This is a genomic window from Jannaschia pagri (assembly GCF_019655435.1).
Taxonomy (GTDB): domain Bacteria; phylum Pseudomonadota; class Alphaproteobacteria; order Rhodobacterales; family Rhodobacteraceae; genus Jannaschia; species Jannaschia pagri.
On record NZ_BPFH01000003.1, the window covers coordinates 16,750 to 31,262 of the forward strand.

16 protein-coding genes are annotated in these 14,513 nt (G+C 62.5%); 4 read left to right on the top strand and 12 right to left on the bottom strand.

What is annotated here, in order from left to right; genetic code table 11:
* Positions 1-5: 5 nt before the first annotated feature.
* The 9 genes from K5R33_RS08285 to K5R33_RS08325 form a co-directional block, all read right to left on the bottom strand.
* On the bottom strand, positions 6-1,445 hold the full coding sequence (locus tag K5R33_RS08285; RefSeq protein WP_220748568.1) for a cytochrome ubiquinol oxidase subunit I: 1,440 nt from the start codon (positions 1,443-1,445) through the stop codon (positions 6-8).
* 1 nt (position 1,446) lies between these two features.
* The gene (locus tag K5R33_RS08290; protein ID WP_255588434.1) at positions 1,447-2,004 is read right to left on the bottom strand and encodes a GbsR/MarR family transcriptional regulator; all 558 of its coding nucleotides are present in this window, start codon (positions 2,002-2,004) and stop codon (positions 1,447-1,449) included.
* 158 nt (positions 2,005-2,162) lie between these two features.
* A complete protein-coding gene (locus K5R33_RS08295) occupies positions 2,163-2,954 on the bottom strand; it encodes an amino acid ABC transporter permease (protein ID WP_373314160.1) in 792 nt (263 codons plus the stop codon).
* 51 nt (positions 2,955-3,005) lie between these two features.
* Positions 3,006-3,797 (bottom strand): transporter substrate-binding domain-containing protein, encoded by a 792-nt coding sequence (locus K5R33_RS08300; RefSeq protein ID WP_220748570.1) that lies wholly within the window; start codon positions 3,795-3,797, stop codon positions 3,006-3,008.
* A gap of 158 nt (positions 3,798-3,955) precedes the next feature.
* Positions 3,956-5,011: a HesA/MoeB/ThiF family protein gene (locus K5R33_RS08305; protein ID WP_220748571.1), complete on the bottom strand. Its 1,056-nt coding sequence runs from the start codon at positions 5,009-5,011 to the stop codon at positions 3,956-3,958.
* The gene (dut, locus tag K5R33_RS08310) at positions 5,008-5,478 is read right to left on the bottom strand and encodes a dUTP diphosphatase (protein ID WP_220748572.1); all 471 of its coding nucleotides are present in this window, start codon (positions 5,476-5,478) and stop codon (positions 5,008-5,010) included. The genes K5R33_RS08305 and dut overlap by 4 nt, the downstream gene beginning before the upstream one ends.
* A complete protein-coding gene (gene coaBC, locus K5R33_RS08315) occupies positions 5,475-6,668 on the bottom strand; it encodes a bifunctional phosphopantothenoylcysteine decarboxylase/phosphopantothenate--cysteine ligase CoaBC (RefSeq protein WP_220748573.1) in 1,194 nt (397 codons plus the stop codon). The genes dut and coaBC overlap by 4 nt, the downstream gene beginning before the upstream one ends.
* Positions 6,669-6,707: 39 nt before the next feature.
* Positions 6,708-7,400: a ChaN family lipoprotein gene (locus K5R33_RS08320; RefSeq protein WP_220748574.1), complete on the bottom strand. Its 693-nt coding sequence runs from the start codon at positions 7,398-7,400 to the stop codon at positions 6,708-6,710.
* Between the two features lie 29 nt (positions 7,401-7,429).
* Positions 7,430-8,308, bottom strand: a complete 879-nt coding sequence (locus tag K5R33_RS08325; RefSeq protein ID WP_220748575.1) for an RNA polymerase factor sigma-32 — start codon at positions 8,306-8,308, stop codon at positions 7,430-7,432.
* A 107-nt stretch (positions 8,309-8,415) separates the two neighbouring features.
* On the opposite strand from K5R33_RS08325, the gene K5R33_RS08330 reads away from it, so the two are divergent.
* The 4 genes from K5R33_RS08330 to K5R33_RS08345 all read left to right on the top strand — a co-directional run bounded on the left by K5R33_RS08330 (position 8,416) and on the right by K5R33_RS08345 (position 11,861).
* Positions 8,416-8,931, top strand: a complete 516-nt coding sequence (locus K5R33_RS08330) for a bifunctional adenosylcobinamide kinase/adenosylcobinamide-phosphate guanylyltransferase (RefSeq protein ID WP_220748576.1) — start codon at positions 8,416-8,418, stop codon at positions 8,929-8,931.
* Positions 8,928-9,485, top strand: a complete 558-nt coding sequence (locus tag K5R33_RS08335; RefSeq protein ID WP_220748577.1) for a histidine phosphatase family protein — start codon at positions 8,928-8,930, stop codon at positions 9,483-9,485. The genes K5R33_RS08330 and K5R33_RS08335 overlap by 4 nt, the downstream gene beginning before the upstream one ends.
* Before the next feature lie 57 nt (positions 9,486-9,542).
* The gene (locus tag K5R33_RS08340) at positions 9,543-10,232 is read left to right on the top strand and encodes a glutathione S-transferase (protein ID WP_220748578.1); all 690 of its coding nucleotides are present in this window, start codon (positions 9,543-9,545) and stop codon (positions 10,230-10,232) included.
* Positions 10,233-10,346: 114 nt separating this feature from the next.
* Positions 10,347-11,861, top strand: a complete 1,515-nt coding sequence (locus tag K5R33_RS08345; protein WP_220748579.1) for a YifB family Mg chelatase-like AAA ATPase — start codon at positions 10,347-10,349, stop codon at positions 11,859-11,861.
* Between the two features lie 273 nt (positions 11,862-12,134).
* On the opposite strand, the gene gshB is transcribed toward K5R33_RS08345, so the two are convergent.
* The 3 genes from gshB to rsmI form a co-directional block, all read right to left on the bottom strand.
* A complete protein-coding gene (gshB, locus tag K5R33_RS08350) occupies positions 12,135-13,076 on the bottom strand; it encodes a glutathione synthase (RefSeq protein ID WP_220748580.1) in 942 nt (313 codons plus the stop codon).
* A gap of 83 nt (positions 13,077-13,159) precedes the next feature.
* Positions 13,160-13,513, bottom strand: coding sequence for a YraN family protein (locus tag K5R33_RS08355; protein ID WP_220748581.1), 354 nt, complete (start codon positions 13,511-13,513; stop codon positions 13,160-13,162).
* A 40-nt stretch (positions 13,514-13,553) separates the two neighbouring features.
* Complete coding sequence (gene rsmI / locus K5R33_RS08360; protein WP_255576249.1) at positions 13,554-14,420, bottom strand: 16S rRNA (cytidine(1402)-2'-O)-methyltransferase; 867 nt, start codon at positions 14,418-14,420, stop codon at positions 13,554-13,556.
* Positions 14,421-14,513: the final 93 nt, after the last annotated feature.

Consider the following 14,513-nt stretch of genomic DNA (forward strand, 5'->3'; position numbering starts at 1 on the left):
CTGGCTTACTCCGCAGGGACCACACCGCGATCTTCGCGGGTGATGGCGTCAACGACCGCGCCGCCGGAAGAGGGCGTCAGCTCGGTCAACTCCTCCCCGTGGGCCGCTTTGGTGGCGAGGTAGAGGATGACGCCGATGTAGGCGAACATCAGGGCGGCATAGATCGCCAAGTATCCGAGCAGCGTCGACAGGACCATCGGCGCGGGCACGTCTGCCACGGCCTCGGCCGTCGACATCACGCCTTGGACAAGCCAAGGCTGCCGTCCGATCTCAGTGGTGTACCACCCGGCCAAGGTCGCAACCCAACCCGACAGCGCCATGGGCACGAGCCCGTAGAGCAATGGCTTTGGCAGCCGACGGATCGCGAAGCGGCGTCCATCCTCCGCCCGACGCCATAGGAAGGCCAGCGAGCCCCAGCTCAGCAGCAGCATCGCAAACCCCGTTCCGACCATGACGCGGAAGGACCAGAAGACCTTGTCGACGGGCGGGTGCAGGACAGTGCCATCCTCTGCCACGAACTCATCCAAGGCAGGGATGGGCGCATCGAAGGAATGGCCAAGGATCAGGGACGCCATGCCCGGGATTCCCACCTCCATCCGGTTCTCGCGTGCCTCATCATCTGGCAGCGCGAACAAAATCAGAGGCGTGTTGCCGTCGGTGTCGGACCAGTTCCCCTCCATCGCGGCAACTTTCGCCGGCTGATACTCCTTCGTGTTAAGACCGTGCAGGTCCCCCATGAAGATCTGCACCGGGATCAACAGCGCGGCAAAGGTCAGGCCCACGCGGATCTGGCTGCGCACGGTCTCTTTCCGGTCGCCCAAGATATAACGGAAGGCCGAGAGACCGGCGATCAGGAACGCCACCGTCAGGCCCGACGCCAGCAACATATGCGCCAAACGATACGGCATGGACGGGTTGAAGATGATCGCCCACCAATCGGTCGCGTAGGCCACACCGTCGATCATCTCAAACCCCTGGGGCGTGTGCATCCAGGAGTTCAGAACGATGATCCAGAAGGTCGACATGGTCGTCCCGAAGGCCACCAGGAAGGTCGCCGTGGTGTGCAACCAGTTGGGCACTCGGCTAAATCCAAACAGCATGATGCCGATAAACACAGCCTCCAGGAAGAAGGCGGTCATCACCTCATAGGCGAGCAGCGGTCCGGCAATATTGCCGACCTTTTCCATGAAACCGGGCCAATTCGTCCCAAACTGGAACGACATGGTGATGCCCGAGACGACGCCCATGGCGAAGCTCAGCGCGAAGACCTTCACCCAGAAGCGATAGGCCTCCATCCACTTCAGGTCTCCGGTCCATTGGAACCGCAGTTTGAAGAACAGCAGGAACCAGCCCAACGCGATGGTGATGGTCGGGAACAGAATGTGGAATGAGATATTGGCCGCGAACTGAATGCGGCTGAGGAGGAGGGTGTCCATCATCTCCATGTCATTTCGCCTTTCGGAACGGGTTGAGGCGGGGTGCCTTGTCGAGCAAACCGCCAAGGGTTCGACCCATCGTCATGAGTTGTACCAACCGTTCAGTTTCCAAACGGTTCATCTCATCATGGAACTGGGTCATCATTTCGATCATCTCGCGCAGCTCAGCGATGCGCGCTTCGGCGTAGGGATCACCGGTTTTGCCCATCATCTCCAACTCACGCAGCTTCGTCAGGGTGGGGTCGATTTCACGCTTGCGGCGCTCGGCCACCAGGGTGCGGACGATCTCCCAAAGATCATCCGGCGTCGTGAAGTAATCACGTCGGTCACCCTGTTGGTGGCGCAGCAGGACGAGGTTCCAACTCTGCAACTCCTTCAACCCCATCGAGGTGTTGGAGCGACTGATGCCCAAGGCTTCGGTGATCGTTTCAGCGTTCAGCGGGGCTTCGGACAGGAACAGAAGCGCATAGATCTGTCCGACGGTGCGGTTGATGCCCCATCGGCTGCCCATTTCACCGAAGTGGAGGAGGAACTCTTTCTGGAGGGATGTGAGGGTCATATCGGCCATTTCAGAAATTTCTGAAAATCATGTATCACCTGAGATGGCCCGCGTAAGGGGGGTGCGACCGACTGTCATAGCGTACGATCGCATGCCGTCGCCCAGGCGCGCCGCCCACACGCCACACTGCCTGACCCGTGGGCTTTCCAACGGAAAGGCACAGTCGTTCAGCCCTGTTTTCGAGCGAGAAAACCTTCCAACCGGCGCAGGCCGAGGGACAACAGAACCGTCATCGTCAGATAGATCAGAGCGACCACGTTATAGGTCTCAAAATACCGAAAGTTGCCTGCGGCGGTTAGCTTGCCCAACTGCGCAATATCCAAGACCCCAACGACCGAAACCAGGGAACTATCCTTTACCATGGCGACAAAATCATTGCCCAAGGGCGGCAGAATCGTACGGATAGCCTGGGGCATGACGATGAAGCGAAAGCGGTGCCACCGCTTCAGCCCAAGCGCCTGCGCCGCTTCAATCTGCCCTGCGTCGACCGATTGCAATCCGGCGCGAAAAACCTCCGCGATGAAGGCCGAATAGGCAATTACCAGCGCCAGAATGGCCCGCCAGAGCAGCGGAACGTCGCGCGTGCGAAGCTCGGGCAAACCGAGCCAATTCCAGAAACCCATAAGCCCCGGCGCCAAAACGAACGCCACGTAGAGGAGCAGAACGAGGATCGGAATGCCGCGCACGATTTCGGTATAAAAGCGCGCGACCTGCCGTAAAATGATGTTCCCCGACAGGGACATCAGCGCGATGCCTAGGCCCGCAAGACTGGCTGCCGCAAACGACACCACGGTCACCAGCACCGTAATACCAAGCCCCTTGCGCAGGGTGAACAGAACTTGCCGGGTCGTCTCTTCAGAGAGAACGGCTACATAGGCGCCGCCCAAAAGAAGCACGACAGCAACCAACCAATAGGGAAAGTCGCCCTGTTGAGCGCGATCAGGTCCCACGGGCGGCAAAATCTTCAAAGAAGATTTTTGACAGAGTTTTCAACGAAAACTCTGGGCCCCTCACTCGCCGATCTCATAGTCCAGGAACCACTTGGTGTTGAGCGCCTCAAGCGTGCCATCGGCCTCCATATCTGCAATCGCGGCATTCATTGCATCGACCAAGGTCTGGTCCGCGTCTTTGGGAAAGATGAAACCGAATTGTTCCGTCCCCAAGGGCGCACCTATGATCTTCAATCCGCCATCCGAGGCCGCCACATACCCGTTCGCCGCCGTGCTATCGGACAGGGCAAGATCCACATCGCCCACGCGGAGGGCCTGTAGCCCTGCGCCAAAGGTCTCAAACAGTTTGATCCGTGGATTGGCTTCGTTCCCATCCAGCACGTCATAGACGCCGACATAAAACGGGGTCGTACCGGGTTGCGCCGCCATCAAGAGATCGTCGTCGGCCGCGAACTGAGCAGCATCCGCGAACCGTTCCTCATCGCCTCGCACGATCATCAGCATCTGGCTGGTCATATAGGGCGCGGAAAAGGTCACCGCTTCTTTTCGGTCGTCGCGGATCGTAATTCCGGTCATGCCCATATCGAACTCACCCGCACCAACGGCCGCGATCATCCCGTCCCAACTGATCTTTTCATATTCGGGCGTGAAGTTGAGCCGCACCGACGCCTCGGCCATGAAGTCGTATTCCCACCCGATGGCCTCACCCGTGGCCGGGTTCTTGAATTGGATTGGGGGATAGGCGTCTTCGGTGGCGATGACCACCGTGCGTCCCCCCAGGTCTGGCACATCGGCCACCGCGATGGTTGGGGCGGCACAGGTCAGGACGGCGAACAGGACGAAGGGTTTCATAGGGCATCTCCCACCATGGCTCCGTCAGGATGATGCACCGTCCGGCATCCCTGACAAGGGTCGGATCGTTTTACCCTTGGCCACCAGCCTCCAATCGAAGCGATGCTGTCCCACGCGGCCCATTGATCCAAGGATTGGGCACAACCGGACAAGCCCCGCTAAATATCTCCGCAGACCTTGCAGTCGGCGCGCCGCCGGATGGTGACCCGCCGGGCGTCAGCATCAAGCCCATCCCACGTCAGGAGCGCGCCGCGCAAAGGGGTGCCCGCACCGGTGATTTCCTTAATGGCTTCCATGGCCATGGCGGCCCCGACAATCCCCGGCAAGGCACCGATCACACCGGCCTCGGCACAGGACGGGGCCAAACCATGGGCGGGGGCCTCTGGGAAGATGCAAGACAGGCAGGGCGCGCCCCCCGCTGGGTCATAGATCGTCAGTTGCCCTTCCCATTGGGTGATGGCCCCTGCGATCAAGGGCTTCCCCGTTGCCACGGCGGCGGCGTTCACCATCTGCCGGGTCGCGAAACTGTCGGAGCCGTCGAGAATGAGATCATAGTCCGCAAACAGATCCTCCGCGATCTCTCGCGTCAGGCGACGATCATAGGGACGCACCGTCACATGGGGGTTCACCGCGTTTATGCCGATCTGTGCGCTGAACACCTTCGGCGTGCCACTGCGGTCGTCGGTGTGCACGATCTGCCGTTGCAGATTCGACAGGCTGACGGTGTCGTCATCGATCACACCGATTGTGCCCACCCCGGCTGCACCGAGATACAGCAGCGCAGGCGAGCCCAGCCCCCCTGCCCCCACGACGAGAACCTTAGCATCCTTCAGGCGTTTCTGCCCCAGCCCCCCCACTTCGCGCAGCACGATGTGGCGCGCATAGCGTTCCAACTCGACAGCGGAAAAGGGACCGGTCTGCACGGGCACCTCAGCCTCTTCCCGCGCGGCCTCGGCGGCGACGGCGCGCCCCTTCACACGCGACAGAACCTCTCGGTAGACGAGGACCGCCCCAACCAGCCCACCCAGGACCAGCCATTGCCCCGGACTGCCCCCAAGCGCTAGGCGCAGACCATGGCCGTCCGGCAAGGCAAATTGCACGAATAGAACCGCCACATAGAGCAGCGCCAACATATAGAGCCGGGCCTGCACCGGGGTCTTTAGCATAACGCCCAAACCCCAAATCGCGCCCCCAAGGAACAGGACCAGCATCATGATTGGGATCCCCCAAAACCCGTTGAGCCAAAACCGCCCGCGCCCCGCGCCGTGTCGCCCAACTCCGCTACCTCGGCGAAGACGGCGCGCGTGACCGGGGCCAGGACGGCCTGAGCGATACGCATGCCGTGGGTCACCTCGAAGGGCGCCGTCCCGTGATTGATCAGGATGACGCCCAACGGCCCACGATAGTCGGCATCCACCGTGCCCGGTGCGTTCACCAGGGTTATCCCGTGTTTCAGCGCGAGCCCAGATCGCGGGCGCACCTGCATCTCATAGCCGTCGGGTACGGCCACACGCAGCCCTGTCCCGACCAACGCCCGCTGACCGGGATCCAGCGTGACCGTCTCACCACCCGTATCAGCACACAGATCGGCGCCCGCCGCGCCCTCCGTCTCATAGCGAGGAAGCGGCAGATCCTTGTCCGCCCCCGGCAAGCGGGCGAAAGCCACGGTGATTTCGGTCATTCCAGCGCCTCCGCGATGCGGGCGGCCAAGCGACGCGCCGTTTCACCCTTTGAGAGACGCGGCCACGTCTCCGCCCCCTTGCCGGTAATCAGCGTCACGGCGTTTTCCGTTCCGCCCATAATTCCCGTCGCCGGAGACACATCGTTTGCCACGATCCAGTCGCATCCCTTCCGGGCGCGTTTGGCCGTGGCGTGGGCAACCACATCATCGGTTTCGGCTGCAAAACCGACGACCAGTTTGGGCCGCTGATCGGCCTGGGCCACCGTCCGCAAGATGTCGGGGTTTTCCACAAAATTCAGGGCCGGAACCGCGCCGCTGCCAACCTTCTTCATCTTGCTGTCAGACGCCGTCGCCACCCGCCAATCGGCGACGGCGGCGGCCATGACAGCGGCATCGGCAGGCAAGGCTCCCTCGACCGCTGCCAGCATCTGTTGCGCAGTTTGCACGGCATGAACCTCGACCCCCTCGGGGGGCGGCACATCGGCCGGACCGGTCACAAAACTGACACGCGCACCCAGATCTCGCAATGCCACAGCCAAGGCGGTCCCTTGGGCGCCTGAGGAGCGGTTGGCGATATAGCGAACGGGATCAATGGGTTCATGGGTTGGCCCCGAGGTCACGAGCACATGTTTCCCGGCCAGAGGCCCATCCGAAAAATGCGCCGCGACCGCCGCCACAATGTCGGAAACCTCAGACATGCGACCGGGGCCGTGTTCTCCGCAGGCCATGTCCCCGTCGACCGGCCCAACGACCTTGATCCCATCGGCGCGCAACACCTCCAGGTTGCGTTGCGTCGCCGGATGCAGCCACATCCGCACGTTCATGGCTGGGACAACCATCACGGGCGTATCCGTTGCCAGCAGCAGCGTCGTCGCCAGATCATCGGCCAACCCGCCAGCCATGCGCGCCATCAGGTTAGCGGTTGCCGGCGCGACAAGGATCAGATCAGCGGACCGACTCAGTTCGATGTGACCCATCTCCGCCTCGTCGGTCAGGTCGAAAAGGTCCCGATACACCTTATGGCCCGCCAGCGCCGAGACCGAGAGCGGCGTGACAAATTGCTCTGCCGCTGGGGTCAGCACAGGCACGATGCGCGCGCCGCGTTCGCGCAAACGGCGCATCAGATCCAAGGCCTTAAAGGCCGCGATCCCACCCCCGATCACCAAAAGGATTGTCTTGTCAGCCAACATGCGCCGCCCCCTTCGCCCCGTCTTAGGCGGTGGCGCGCGTCAGCGGAAGGCTTCGCAAGGGTCGGGTCGCGTTGCCGCAGGTGCATCCAACACAATGTCACCACCGGGCGGGACGCGGCCATCCTCCCCCTGAACGACCGAAACAACGGTGACCTCTGGCCGCACGCGCGCAATGGCCGCGGGCACACCCCAATCCGTGCGGGCATGTCCGTTGCCCGTCACAAGAACCACGGGCGACCCGTACCGGTCGAGCGCGTCCAACGTTCGAGCAGCAAACTGCGCATCAATCGCACGCTGTCTCGCAACGAACTGCGGCAACAACTCAGCCGGAAGCGCATCGCAATGGGCCGCTCCCTGCAACGCTTCTCGCTCGGCCTGCTGTTCTGGCGGAAGTGGGTCGTCCAAACCATACGCGGACAAATCCCCAGGGGCACCAGCGGCACCGACAATGGGGCCGGTCGCTGCCTCGAACACTGGCATGTAGAGAGAAACATCCGGCCAGCCCATGTCCGACCAATCAAGCACCTGATCCAGAACCTGGGGATCAAGGGGTATGCTGTCGTCCAACCGATCGGATTGCTCGTCTGTGAGCATTTCCAGAACCACAGCAGTCGGACGGATCTCCGCGATCAATCGCCCTTGGGCCGTGTGGTGATCGGCGTTGTCGTGGGTTTCGCCCAGGACATAGACGTCGGCTGTCGGCAACGACTGCGCGCCGACAAATCCGGTCATGGCCAGCAGCGCCCCGCTGGCCCATTGGATCAGTTTAGGAATTCGAGGACCTCACGGGACTGCTTTTCCAAGTTCTTGCGCATCTTCGCGAAGGCAGCGGCCTCAAGCTGACGCACACGCTCCTTAGAAAGCTTAAGCTCATTGCCGAGGGATTCCAACGTCCGAGGATCTTCGCGAAGCTTCCGCTCCCGAACAATGAACCGCTCCCGCTCATTCAGGGAGGACAAGGCCGTCAGCAACCACTGGCGCAAGGTCTCGGTGTCGTGGTTGTTCTCGACGATCTCTTCCGCTTGGGAGGCATCGTCCTCCAGCGTATCGATCCATTCACGGCCCTCATCCTCGGAGGATTGGGTTGCATTGAGGCTGAAGTCAGAGCCGCTCAACCGGCCTTCCATCATCTCCACGTCGTGAAGGGGAACGCCGACCTCTTCCGCGATCCGCTCCCGCAGGGTTTGACGGTCCAGCACGATGCCCTCGGCCAGGGCTTCCCGCTCCAAACGAGCCTGCACACGACGCAGATTGAAAAACAGCGACTTCTGGCTGCTGGTCGATCCGGTCCGCACCATCGACCAATTCCGCATCACGTGGTCTTGAATCGATGCCTTGATCCACCACACGGCGTATGTCGAGAACCGAACACCCCGGTCCGGGTCGAACTTTTCAGCCGCCTTCATTAAGCCCAGACCCGCCTCTTGGATCAAATCGTTCATGGGGGCGCCGTACCGCTTGAACTTCGCCGCCATAGAGATGGCGAGGCGCATGTACGCTGTAATCAAGCGATGCAGGCTTTCCTCGCAGCGCTCGTCACGCCAAGCGTAAGCCAGTTTCAACTCTGTCTCCGCATCCAAAAGCTCTGCCTTCATGGCGCGCCTTGACAGGGACATGTCACTGTTGAAATCGAGAGCCATCTTGCACCCCCTTGTTGGGTAAACTTTGCAGGTGTGCCGGAATTCTCCGTGCTTATGTATGCAACTACGGGGCGACCCTGCGCCCGGATCAAAAAAAGTTTGGCCCCATGACGACCCTCTCTCGCCTGACGCTAGCGCTCGGACATGCCGCGTCCGGCAAATCCGCTTGGGCCGAGACACACGTTTTGGAGGCGGGGGGGCGTGCTGTGTATGTGGCAACCGCCGCGCTCTGGGACGATGAGATGCGGGCGAAGGCACAGGCCCACGCCGACCGACGTGGCGCGGCTTGGACCTTGATCGAAGGCCCGAAAGACCTGGCAGACACCTGTCTGGCGGCCCAGCGCGGCGACGTCCTGCTGATTGATTGCGCGACCATGTGGCTGACCGGTCTGATGATGACGGACACAGATTGGCAGGCGCCGGCCACGGCCTGGATCGCCGCAATGGCGGAGGGGGCCGCACGCTACGTGGTGGTCAGCAATGACGTTGGCGGTGGCGTGGCTCCGGACAATGCCCTGGCGCGGCGTTTTCAGCGCGCCCAAGGCGCCTTGAACCAGCAGTTAGCGTCTGCCGCCGACCGTGTGGTTCTGGTGACGGCTGGCTTGCCCCAGGTGCTGAAATGACCCGCCTCTGGCTCATCCGCCATGGCCCGACCCACGCCAAACGGATGGTCGGATGGACCGACCTGCCCGCCGATCTGTCCGATACGGCGGCGCTGGCCCGTCTATCCGCAGCCTTACCGCAGGCCCCCGTTGTAAGCAGCGACTTGATCCGCGCCACGGCCACAGCCGATGCGATCCAAGGCACCCGCCCACGTTTGCCCCATGAACAGCCGTTGCGAGAGTTCCACTACGGCGACTGGGAAAACCGCGCCTTCGACGCCATCGACAGTCCAGAATTGCGAAGCTACTTCGAGCGGCCTGGGGCCCAGCGCGCACCGGGTGGGGAGTCCTGGAACGATGTCTCGGACCGTGTGTATCGGGCGCTCAACCGGCTCGCCCATGGCCGGGACCTGATCGTCGTCGCCCATATGGGTGTCATCTTGACCCTTTGGGCCCGCGCACAGGGCATCACCCCTTACCAAGCCCTGGGCCAGAAAATCGACAACCTGAGCCTCACGCGCATTGACTGGACCGCAGGGCAGATGGTCGCCCATCGGGCCAATCACTGTCCGTGATGGCGCTGTCAGAGATCCTGAATTCCCAGACCGGATCCGTCAGGATATCCAGACCCCATGACACAGACCTATTCCCTTTTGATTGGCGACCGCAGCTACTCCAGCTGGTCGCTGCGCGCGTGGGTGTTGTTCGAGACGTTCGACATTGCCTATTCCGAGCAGCTTACCCTGCTCTATGACGACAGCTTTGCTGAGGACTTGAAAGCCTGGGCGCCGGCCCGCAGCGTACCCACCGTGCGCACGCCCGAGGGGGGCCTTTGGACCGACAGCCTCGCCATCGCCGAAGGCCTGGCCGAGGCGCATCCCGACAAACACCTCTGGCCCTCGGCCCCCAAGGCGCGGGCCCTTGCCCGGTCGATCTCGGCGGAAATGCACAGCGGCTTCACCGCGCTTCGGTCGGCTTGCCCCATGAACCTTCGCGTCAAATCCGGTGGGTTCCGCCCGTCCGAAGCGGTCTTGGCCGACCTGGCCCGGTTAGAGGTCATTTGGTCCCAAGCACGCGCCATGGCCACGGATGGCCCCTGGCTTTTTGGCGCCTATTCCATCGCAGACGCCATGTATGCACCGGTCGCCATGCGGATTGCCGGATATGGCCTGCCGGTCTCCGACCTGGCCCAAGCCTATGTCCAAGCCCACCTGGATCACGCCCCACTCCGGAAATGGCGCGCCCTAGGCGAAGCCGCAGACCGGACCCTGGACGTCTATGCGGTTTTCGAACCCTTGGAGCCCTTCCCCATTGCCCCCTGACGCACGCGTGCGGCGGGGCGCCTCGCCCCAGCCGCCGGTGCCTAGACATCCTGCGCCGTCGTTAACCTCTCGGAAAGGTTTGCCGCGTTAACCCTTTCCTGAAGGGGACGGGATATGCTGGCACGCACCACGACGGTTGCCTTTGAAGGGCTGGAGGCGCGGCCCGTCGACGTCCAATGCGCCGTCTCGCCCGGGCTGCCCGGCTTTTCCATCGTCGGTCTGCCCGACAAGGCGGTCTCCGAGGCGCGTGATCGGATCAGGACCGCCTTGTCGGAACTGTCCATCGCGCTGCCTTCCAAGAAGGTCACCGTGAACCTGTCGCCAGCAGACCTTCCCAAGGAAGGCGCGCATTTTGATCTCCCCATCGCGCTGTCCCTTCTGGCGGCCCTGGAAATCGTTCCACCGACCAAGCTCACTCAAGCCGTCTCCATTGGTGAGATGTCGCTGGACGGCGCCTTGGTCCCGGTGGTCGGTGCGCTGCCATCGGCCTTGACCGCAGGGGCCCTTGGTTCAGTGCTCTATTGCCCCTCCGCTTGCGGGGCGGAGGCGGCCTGGGTCGATGCCACGCCGGTCCATGCCGCCCCTTCGCTCAAGGCGCTGATCGACCATCTGACGGGCGTCGCGCCCATTGACCCGGCCAAACCGGGGCGCCTGCCAGACACACCCGCTGGCCCCTGCCTGCGGGATGTCCGCGGGCAGGAGAGGGCGAAGCGCGCGTTGGAAATCGCCGCCGCAGGACGCCATCACTTGTTTCTGGTTGGCCCCCCTGGGGCCGGAAAATCCATGCTCGCCGCCCGCCTGCCGGGACTCCTACCGCCCCTGTCCGCGCGCGAAGCCCTCGACACCTCGATGATCCACTCCCTGGCCGGGACGCTCGAAGAGGGCGGGATCCTGTACCGCCGTCCGTTCCAGGAACCGCACCACACCGCCTCGGTTGCGGCCATCGTCGGCGGGGGCAAACGCGCAGGCCCGGGCCAAGTCAGTCTGGCCCACAATGGCGTCCTCTTCATGGACGAATTCCCAGAGTTTCCCCGTGCCGTCCTCGAAACACTCCGCCAGCCCATTGAGACCGGTGAAGTCGTCATCGCCCGCGCAAACGCCCATGTCCGCTACCCCTGCCGCTTCCTGCTCATCGCGGCCGCGAATCCCTGCCGGTGCGGCATGCTGTATGACGCAAATGCCGCCTGTTCCCGCGCGCCCGTCTGCGGCGAAGACTACATGTCCAGAGTGTCTGGCCCATTGATGGACCGCTTCGATCTGCGCCTTGAGGTGCCTGCCGTCGATGTGTCGGACCTGTCCTTGCCGCCATCGGGCGACACCTCCGCCACCGTGGCCGGTCGAGTCGCGGCCGCGCGAGAGATCCAAGCGGACCGGTACAAAGGGCAACCCGATATCCAGGTCAATGCGGACATATCTGGTGATGACCTGATGGCCGTCGCCACAACGGACGCCGATGGGCAAGACATTCTGAACCAAGCGGCAGACCGCTTCCGGCTCACCGCAAGAGGCTATCACCGCGTCCTCAAAGTCGCGCGCACTATCGCTGATCTGGCGGGCGTCGAGACCGTGGGGAGACCCCATATCGCCGAAGCTCTCTCCTACCGATTGATTGCCGCGCGGGACACATAGCGACGGCAGGCCCGACCAAAGACAATGCTGTCGGCTCCAGGGCGCTGATCAGAGGCAAAATCCAAGCCGAACCCAGGCCCACAGCCCCGGAACAACACGTCCCCAACATCGCGCTTGGCTAGCGTTTCCTACCGGCTCATCCGAAATCGGCAGCTCAACCCAACCCTTTCGATGTTCCAAAAATATGCCGACGCCACCCCGGCATGTGAGAAACCACCCTGGAAAGAGGACACCCCGGCCCAAACACGAAGAACGAACTGCAAAAAACCCAGGCTAAACCCGACGGCGCTCAATGGCTTCCCAGATCAACGCACTGGCATTGGTGCCGTCGAATCGCTCCAATTCCTGCAAGCCGGTGGGCGACGTAACATTGATTTCCGTCAGGTAGTCGCCGATCACGTCGATGCCGACGAAAATCTGGCCGTTCTGTTTCAGGCGCGGCCCGATCCGATCGCAGATTTCGCGATCCCGATCCGACAGCGCGATCGGCTCCGGACGACCTCCCACATGCATGTTCGATCGTGTCTCACCTTCCGCAGGAACCCGATTGATGGCCCCAACAGGGACACCATCCACGAGAATGACCCGCTTATCGCCCTTGGACACATCAGGCAGGAATTTTTGCATGATCAAAGGCTCCCGATTGATGCCCGAAAACACCTCATGCAGCGAGTTTAAATTGCGATCTTCGGGCGTTAAGCGAAAGACCCCGGCGCCGCCATTGCCATAGAGCGGTTTGAGAATCACGTCGCCGTGCCGTGCCTTAAAGGCCTTCAACACGTCCAGATCCCGCGCGATGGCCGTGGGCGGCGTCAAATCCGGGAAATCCAAGACCATCAGCTTTTCCGGCCAGTTCCGCACCCAAGTCGGGTCATTCACCACAAGCGTTCCAGGGGCCAATCGATCCAACAAATGGGTCGTCGTGATGTAGCCCATATCGAACGGCGGATCCTGTCGCAGCCAAACCACATCGAATTCGGACAGGTCGACCTCCCGCAGGGGCCCGAGCGTCGCGTGATCGCCAGCGACCCGCCGGACCTCCAGGTCCTGGCCCTGCGCAACAATCCGACCTTCCACATAGGCGAGCTTGTCCGGGGTGTAGTAGAACAACCGATGCCCCCGCGCCTGAGCTTCTAGGGCAAGGCGAAACGAACTATCCGCGGTAATATCGATGGCGTCGATCGGGTCCATCTGAAAGGCAACGGAAAGGGGCATGGCGGTCTCCGAACGATTGGTTCGGGCCGAGTGATGACCCATGCGGCGGCCAACGGCAATGTGCGGACCCGCAGCCCCCGCCCTCAGGCTGTCAAAGCATTCTCGATCACTTCAATCCGACCACAGGAATCGACCAGGGCCACATCAAACCGGACCGAGCTGTTCAAACCACTGGGTAAGGTGCCCATGTACTCGCCCGCGCAGTCAAACAATCGTTTAACCTGACGGGGTCGCAAAGCTTGAGCGGCCTCGGCATGGCTGCGGCTTTTCTTGACCTCGATGAAAATCGTATCGTCCCCTCGTTGGGCAATCACGTCGATTTCACCGCCCTGACCGCGCCATCGACGCCCGACGATCTTGTGCCCCTGTCGCGCATAGAGATGCGAGACCTGCTCCTCCGCAGCGGCACCAGCATGGTACGATACTGTCCCAGTCATCCCTAAACCCTTGTGCCGCCCGTGGGGTGCAAACGAAACCTTAGCGCCGCTTCACCTTGAGCGCCGCCTCATACACAGTGTTACGCCCAACCCCATACTTTTCCGAAACACCTTTTACCGCAGTTTTTAACGAAACTGTCTCCATCTCGACGGCGAGAAGATCCATCAAATCCTCCTCTGACAGCGCGGCGGGCGCGCCCCGGTCGATCACCACAACGATTTCGCCCTTGGGATCTTCGTCAGCGTAACGCTCAGCCAAGACATCCAAGGGGCCGCGCACGACGTCTTCGTACCGCTTGGTCAGCTCTCGACAGACGGCGGCATCACGCGGCCCGAGCACCTCTGACGCATCGCTCAACATGGCTCCCAAACGCCGTGGCGACTCGTAGAAGACCAGTGTTGCCGGGACCTCGGCCACTTCCTTTAACGCCGTCCGACGCGCGCCCGATTTGGGCGGCAGAAACCCCGCAAACAAAAATCGATCCGTCGACAGGCCCGCGACGCACAGCGCCGCGAGAACCGCGCTTGCCCCCGGTGCCGCTCGAACAGGCAGTCCCTCTGCCTGGGCCGCCACACCCAGCGCGAACCCGGGATCCGCAATCAACGGTGTTCCCGCTTCCGAGGCATAGGCCACCGATTGCCCCTCCCGAAGCGCCGCCAGCAGGCGGGGACGCACCGCCGGGCCGTTGTGATCATGGTAGGGCAGCAAAGGCCGCCCCCCCAGGTCCACCCCATGGATGGCCATCAACCGCCGGAGGGACCGCGTGTCCTCTGCGGCCAAGACATCGGCACCCCGCAACACGTCGAGCGCCCGCAAGGTGATATCCCGCGCCGCCCCGATGGGAACGGACACCAGATGCAGCCCCGGCTCAATCCGATCGCCTGTGGCCGCGCCAGTCTCTGCCATTCGACGTCTCCCATCCATCCGGCGTTTACTCCGGGTTACCCCCGCTCTAGGTTCGCAGCACCATGCGCAGCTCACCGCGCGCCGACCATCAGG

Bases quoted from the DNA above. Each gene is read 5' to 3' on its own strand.
- coaBC (WP_220748573.1), bottom strand. From the start codon at position 6,668: ATGTTGGCTGACAAGACAATCCTTTTGGTGATCGGGGGTGGGATCGCG.
- K5R33_RS08325 (WP_220748575.1), bottom strand. From the start codon at position 8,308: ATGGCTCTCGATTTCAACAGTGACATGTCCCTGTCAAGGCGCGCCATG.
- gshB (WP_220748580.1), bottom strand. From the start codon at position 13,076: ATGCCCCTTTCCGTTGCCTTTCAGATGGACCCGATCGACGCCATCGAT.
- K5R33_RS08335 (WP_220748577.1), top strand. From the start codon at position 8,928: ATGACCCGCCTCTGGCTCATCCGCCATGGCCCGACCCACGCCAAACGG.
- K5R33_RS08305 (WP_220748571.1), bottom strand. From the start codon at position 5,011: ATGATGCTGGTCCTGTTCCTTGGGGGCGCGATTTGGGGTTTGGGCGTT.
- K5R33_RS08340 (WP_220748578.1), top strand. From the start codon at position 9,543: ATGACACAGACCTATTCCCTTTTGATTGGCGACCGCAGCTACTCCAGC.
- K5R33_RS08290 (WP_255588434.1), bottom strand. From the start codon at position 2,004: ATGGCCGATATGACCCTCACATCCCTCCAGAAAGAGTTCCTCCTCCAC.
- K5R33_RS08330 (WP_220748576.1), top strand. From the start codon at position 8,416: ATGACGACCCTCTCTCGCCTGACGCTAGCGCTCGGACATGCCGCGTCC.
- K5R33_RS08345 (WP_220748579.1), top strand. From the start codon at position 10,347: ATGCTGGCACGCACCACGACGGTTGCCTTTGAAGGGCTGGAGGCGCGG.
- rsmI (WP_255576249.1), bottom strand. From the start codon at position 14,420: ATGGCAGAGACTGGCGCGGCCACAGGCGATCGGATTGAGCCGGGGCTG.
- K5R33_RS08300 (WP_220748570.1), bottom strand. From the start codon at position 3,797: ATGAAACCCTTCGTCCTGTTCGCCGTCCTGACCTGTGCCGCCCCAACC.
- K5R33_RS08355 (WP_220748581.1), bottom strand. From the start codon at position 13,513: ATGACTGGGACAGTATCGTACCATGCTGGTGCCGCTGCGGAGGAGCAG.
- K5R33_RS08320 (WP_220748574.1), bottom strand. From the start codon at position 7,400: ATGACCGGATTTGTCGGCGCGCAGTCGTTGCCGACAGCCGACGTCTAT.
- dut (WP_220748572.1), bottom strand. From the start codon at position 5,478: ATGACCGAAATCACCGTGGCTTTCGCCCGCTTGCCGGGGGCGGACAAG.
- K5R33_RS08285 (WP_220748568.1), bottom strand. From the start codon at position 1,445: ATGGAGATGATGGACACCCTCCTCCTCAGCCGCATTCAGTTCGCGGCC.